The sequence below is a fragment of the Micromonospora sp. ATLC20 genome (genome assembly GCF_057196585.1).
The window spans coordinates 1-4,791 of sequence record NZ_JBXUOV010000280.1; the positions used below are offsets into that span (position 1 = coordinate 1).

The window sequence follows — 4,791 nt, forward strand, 5'->3', positions numbered from 1 at the left end:
GGCGTCGACCACCCGGCGCGCGCCGAGCCGCACGGCGTGCGCGAGCCGGCCCGGCATCCGGTCGACGGCGACCACCCGGGCGCCGGAGAGCGCGGCCAGACGCGTGCCGAGCAGCCCGATCACACCCTGCCCGAACACGCCCACCCAGTCGCCCAGATGCAGGTCACCGGCGAGCACCGCGGTCAGCGCGATGGCGCCGGGCCGGGCGAACACGGCGGCGAGCGGGTCGAGGCCCGGTGGCAGCGGATGCGCGGCCGTCGCGGGGAGCACGGCGTCGGCGCGGTGCCCCCAGATGCCCCAGACGAGCTGGCCGGGCCGCCGCCCGGCCACGTCGGGCGCGACCTCGACGATCTCGCCGACCTCCTCGTAACCGAAACCGACCACCGGGTACGCGGGCGCGGCCTGGCGGGGCACGAACATGCGGGAGCCGGCGTCCCAGTCCTTGCGCAGTCGCGGGTTGCTGCCCCGGTAGAGCGTCAGCTCGGTGCCGGCGGAGATGCCCGAGTAGCGGGTGCGGACGCGGACCTGGCCCGGACCGAGCCGGTCCGTGGGGCAGGGCTCCAGGCGTACGTGCCGGGGCCCGGCCAGAGAGACAACCCAGTTGCTCATGGCGTCGCTCCGAGGGAAGTGCCGACCCCGATTCTAACCCAAAAAATGGGCATATGTGATTCGATTGATGAATCGATGGGTATTAGCGGCAGGCCGTACTCTTTCGAGAGGAGTGCCACCGATGTCATCACCCTCCACGCGGCGGCTCGCAATCAGCCTGATCCTGGCACTGGCCGGGACCGGCATGGCCGCATGCAGCGACGACGGGCAGAAATCCGACAGTTCGCAGATCACCGTCTGGAGCCTGGAAGACGTGGCGGACCGCGTCGCCGCCACCAAGACGATCATCGCCGACTACACCGCCAAGACCGGCGTCAAGGTCAACCTGGTCACCGTCAACGAGGACCAGTTCCCGTCCCTGATCGCCTCCAGCGCCGCCGCCGGCGACCTGCCCGACGTGGTCGGCTCGGTCTCGCTGGCCGGGGTGCGCACGCTGTCCGCGAACGAACTCCTCGACGCCGACGCCAACGCCGCCGTCGTCGACCGGCTCGGCCGGGACACGTTCACGCCCCGCGCGCTGGAACTCACCAGCGACGGCGGCGCACAGCTCGCCGTACCGAGCGACGGGTGGGGCCAGCTACTCGTCTACCGCAAGGACCTGTTCGCCGCCGCCGGCCTGCCGGCGCCCGACACGTACGAGAAGATCGCCGCCGCGGCGGCGAAGCTGAACACCGGCGGCGTCGCCGGTATCACCGCGGCCACCTCCCCCGGCGACGTGTTCACCCAGCAGACGTTCGAGCACCTGGCGCTGGCGAACAACTGCCGGCTCACCGACGACTCCGGGAAGGTCACGCTCGACTCCCCCGAGTGCGTCGAGGCGTTCCGCTTCTACGGCGACCTGATGCGGAACAATTCGGTGAAGGGCGCCCAGGACGTCGACACCACCCGGGCCACCTACTTCGCCGGCAAGGCGGCCATGCTGATCTGGTCGCCGTTCATCCTCGACGAGCTGGCCGGGCTGCGCGCCGATGCCCGGCCCACCTGCCCGCAGTGCCAGTCCGACCCGGCCTGGCTGGCCAAGAACAGCGGCTTCGTCACCGCGATCAAGGGCCCGAACGGCACCGAACCGGCCCAGTACGGCGAGGTCAGCTCCTGGGCCGTGCTCGACGGCGCGGCCGACCCGGCGAAGTCGTTCGTGGAGTACATGCTCTCCGACGGCTACCCGCGCTGGTTCGGCATGTCCCCCGAGGGCCGCTTCCCGGTGCGCACCGGCACGCGAGAGGACAAGCAGAAGTTCCGGACCGCCTGGAACACCAGCCCGGCCGGCGTGGACACCAAGAAGCCGCTGTCCGAGGTGTACGGCGAGGACGTGCTCGCCACCCTGCGGAAGAGTCCGGACACGTTCCAGCGCTGGGGCCTGACCGAGAACCAGGGCAAGCTCGTCGGCGCCATCCTCGGTGAGCTTCCCGTACCCAAGGCGCTCGCCGACGTCGTCGGCGGCAAGTCCGACGCCCGTGCCGCCGCCGAACGCGCCCGTAAGGACGTCGAGGCGATAGCCAAGGGCGTCAATTGACCACCACCGCGCCGGAGGCCGGCCGCTCCCCCACCCCGGAGCGGTCCCGCCGACCCGGCCGACGTCCGCTGACACTTCGCCGCCGCGAGTCCCGCGCCGGGCTCGCGCTGGTCAGCCCGACCCTGCTCGTCGTGGTCGCGGTGATCGGCATACCCATCGTCTGGACGGTGGTGCTGGCCTTCCAGCGGGTACGCCTGGCGACACTGCGCAAGACCGGCCTGTTCGGCGAGCTGACGCTGGACAACATCGACCGGGTGCTGCACACGCCCGGGTTCGCCGACACGCTCTGGACCACTGTGCTCTACAGCGTCGGCGGCACCGCCGGCTCGATCGTGGTGGGCCTGGTGGCGGCGCTCGCGGTACGCGGGCCGTTCCGCGGCCGCACGCTGGTCCGCGCGTCGATGCTGCTGCCGTACGTGGCGCCGGTGGTCGCCATGACGTTCGTCTGGCAGGTGATGCTGGACCCGCAGCTCGGCATCGTCAACGACTGGGGGCGGCGCTTCCTCGGCTGGGATCAGCCGGTGCCGTTCCTGTCCCAGGAGTCCACCGCGCTGTGGACGGTCATCGCGTTCGAGGCGTGGCGCTACTTCCCGTTCGCGTTCCTGTTCCTGCTCGCGCGGCTCCAAGCGGTGCCCGGCGAGCTGGAGGAGGCCGCCCGGGTCGACGGGGCCACACCCACCCAGCGGTTCCGGCACATCCTGCTGCCGCAGCTCATGCCGGTGATCGCGCTGATCGGCGTGCTCCGCTTCATCATGACGTTCAACAAGTTCGACGACGTCTACCTGCTCACCGGCGGCGCGGCCGGCACCGAGGTGGTGAGCGTCCGGGTCTACCAGTTCCTCACCGCCCGCACCGACATCGGCGCGGCCGCCGCCCAGGCCGTCGTGCTCGCCGTGGTGCTGCTCGTGTTCGTGGCGATCTACCTGCGCTTCTTCGGCGCGCGACGGGAGGCGTGATGGACCGGGACCGGATCGAGACGGTGAGCCTGCGCTGGCTGCGCCGGCTGGTGATCGCCGGGTTCCTGGTGGTCACGCTGCTGCCGTTCTGGTACATGCTGGTGCTGTCGGTACGCCCGATCGAACGCCTGCTGCTGGAGCCCGGTTCGCTCTGGGTGCCGTTCGGCGAGCTGACCGTCGCCACGTACGCCGAGGTGCTGAAGTCCGTCTCCGACGGCGGCCAGGGCTTCCTCACGTTCATCCGCAACAGCGGCCTGGTGGCGCTGGCCGCCACCGCGCTCACCCTGGTGATCGCCATCCCCGGCGCGTACGCGGTGTCCCGCCTGCGGTTCTTCGGCCGCCGGCAGGTCAGCGCGCTGTTCCTGGCGGTCTACCTGTTCCCGTCGATCGTCATCGCGATCCCGCTGTTCGTGGTCTTCACCCGGGCCGGGTTGCGCGGGTCGCTGACCGGACTGGTGCTCGTCTACATCTCGCAGACGCTGCCGGTGTCGGTCTACATGCTGAAGAACTACTTCGAGACGATTCCGGTCAGCCTGGAGGAGTCGGCGGCGATCGACGGCGCGGGCCGGCTCGGCATCATCCGCCGGGTCAGCCTGCCCCTCGCGGCCCCGTCGGTGATGGCCGTCGCGCTGTACGACTTCATGATCGCGTGGAACGAGTACCTGTTCGCGCTGCTGTTCCTGGTCGACCGGCCGGACCGGTGGACCGTGTCGCTGGGGCTGTCGCTGCTCGCCGACGGCGTCGAGGTGCCCAAGACGGTGCTGATGGCCGGATCGGTCATCCTCACGCTGCCGATCGTGGTGCTGTTCTTCGCCGGGGAACGCCTGCTCACCGAGGGACTCACCAGCGGGGCCGAGAAGGGCTGAGCGTCCGTGCCAGGATGATCGGGTGCGAGCATCACGGGAGCGCCGGGGCGGCGCACGGGCGGCCCGGCTGCTCACCGAGGCGCTCGCCCCGACCGTCCTGGTCACCGCGCTGCCGCTGATCGCCGCCGCCCGGGTCAGCCGCTCGGCGGGCCAGTTCCTGCTCTGGGGCGGCATCGCGCTGACCTTCTGCGCCGTCATCCCGATCGGCGTGCTCGCGCACGGCGTACGCCGGGGACGCCTGACCGACCGGCACGTCGGCGACCGCACGCAGCGGGCCCGGCCGCTGTCGATCGGGCTGGCCTCGGTCGCGGCCGGGTTGCTGCTGCTGGCGGCGGTCCGCGCGCCGGCCGAACTGTTCGCCGTGATCGTCGTGGTCTTCGTGGTCGGCGCGGCCTGCGCGCTGGTGAACCACTGGTGGAAGCTGAGCATCCACGCGGCGGTCGCCGCCGCCACGGTCGCCGTGCTGGTGCCGCTGGCCGGCCCGGCCGCGAACCTCGGCTGGGTGCTCGTCGCGGCCGTCGGGTGGTCCCGGGTACGGCTCGGCGACCACACCTGGCCGCAGGTGCTGGCCGGCGTCGCGCTCGGCGGGCCGCTCGCCGCCGGCACGTTCCTGGCACTCGCCTGACCCGCCGTCACAAGATCAGCTACGGTGGTCTCATGGGCAAGCCGACCCGCTGGGTGACCGACACGAACCCCGGCCACTCGCAGTGGTACGTGGACCGGTTCCGTCAGCTCGCCGCCGAGGGCGCCGACCTGTCCGGTGAGGCGCGGCTGCTCGACGCGCTCGTGCCGCCCGGCGCGCGCGTCCTGGACGCCGGCTGCGGCACCGGCCGGGTCGCCGCCGCGC

4 protein-coding genes and 2 pseudogenes are annotated in these 4,791 nt (G+C 71.7%); 5 read left to right on the plus strand and 1 reads right to left on the minus strand.

What is annotated here, in order from left to right; all coding sequences use genetic code 11:
* Positions 1-609, minus strand: a pseudogene (locus AC2CHG_RS29980) (oxidoreductase); the annotation flags it as partial.
* 121 nt (positions 610-730) lie between these two features.
* On the opposite strand from AC2CHG_RS29980, the gene AC2CHG_RS29985 reads away from it, so the two are divergent.
* From AC2CHG_RS29985 to AC2CHG_RS30005, 5 genes and pseudogenes are all read left to right on the plus strand, one after another.
* A complete protein-coding gene (locus tag AC2CHG_RS29985; RefSeq protein ID WP_357209648.1) occupies positions 731-2,122 on the plus strand; it encodes an ABC transporter substrate-binding protein in 1,392 nt (463 codons plus the stop codon).
* Positions 2,119-3,078 carry a carbohydrate ABC transporter permease gene (locus tag AC2CHG_RS29990; RefSeq protein WP_402805521.1) on the plus strand — a complete coding sequence of 320 codons (960 nt, stop codon included), beginning with the start codon at positions 2,119-2,121 and terminating at the stop codon, positions 3,076-3,078. The genes AC2CHG_RS29985 and AC2CHG_RS29990 overlap by 4 nt, the downstream gene beginning before the upstream one ends.
* Positions 3,078-3,944, plus strand: coding sequence for a carbohydrate ABC transporter permease (locus tag AC2CHG_RS29995; protein WP_013285935.1), 867 nt, complete (start codon positions 3,078-3,080; stop codon positions 3,942-3,944). Before AC2CHG_RS29990 ends, AC2CHG_RS29995 begins: the two co-directional genes overlap by 1 nt.
* 22 nt (positions 3,945-3,966) lie before the next feature.
* Entirely contained in the window at positions 3,967-4,569 is a 603-nt protein-coding gene (locus AC2CHG_RS30000; RefSeq protein WP_357209646.1) for a phosphatase PAP2 family protein, read from the plus strand.
* 32 nt (positions 4,570-4,601) lie between these two features.
* A pseudogene (locus AC2CHG_RS30005) lies at positions 4,602-4,791 on the plus strand (SAM-dependent methyltransferase); the annotation flags it as partial.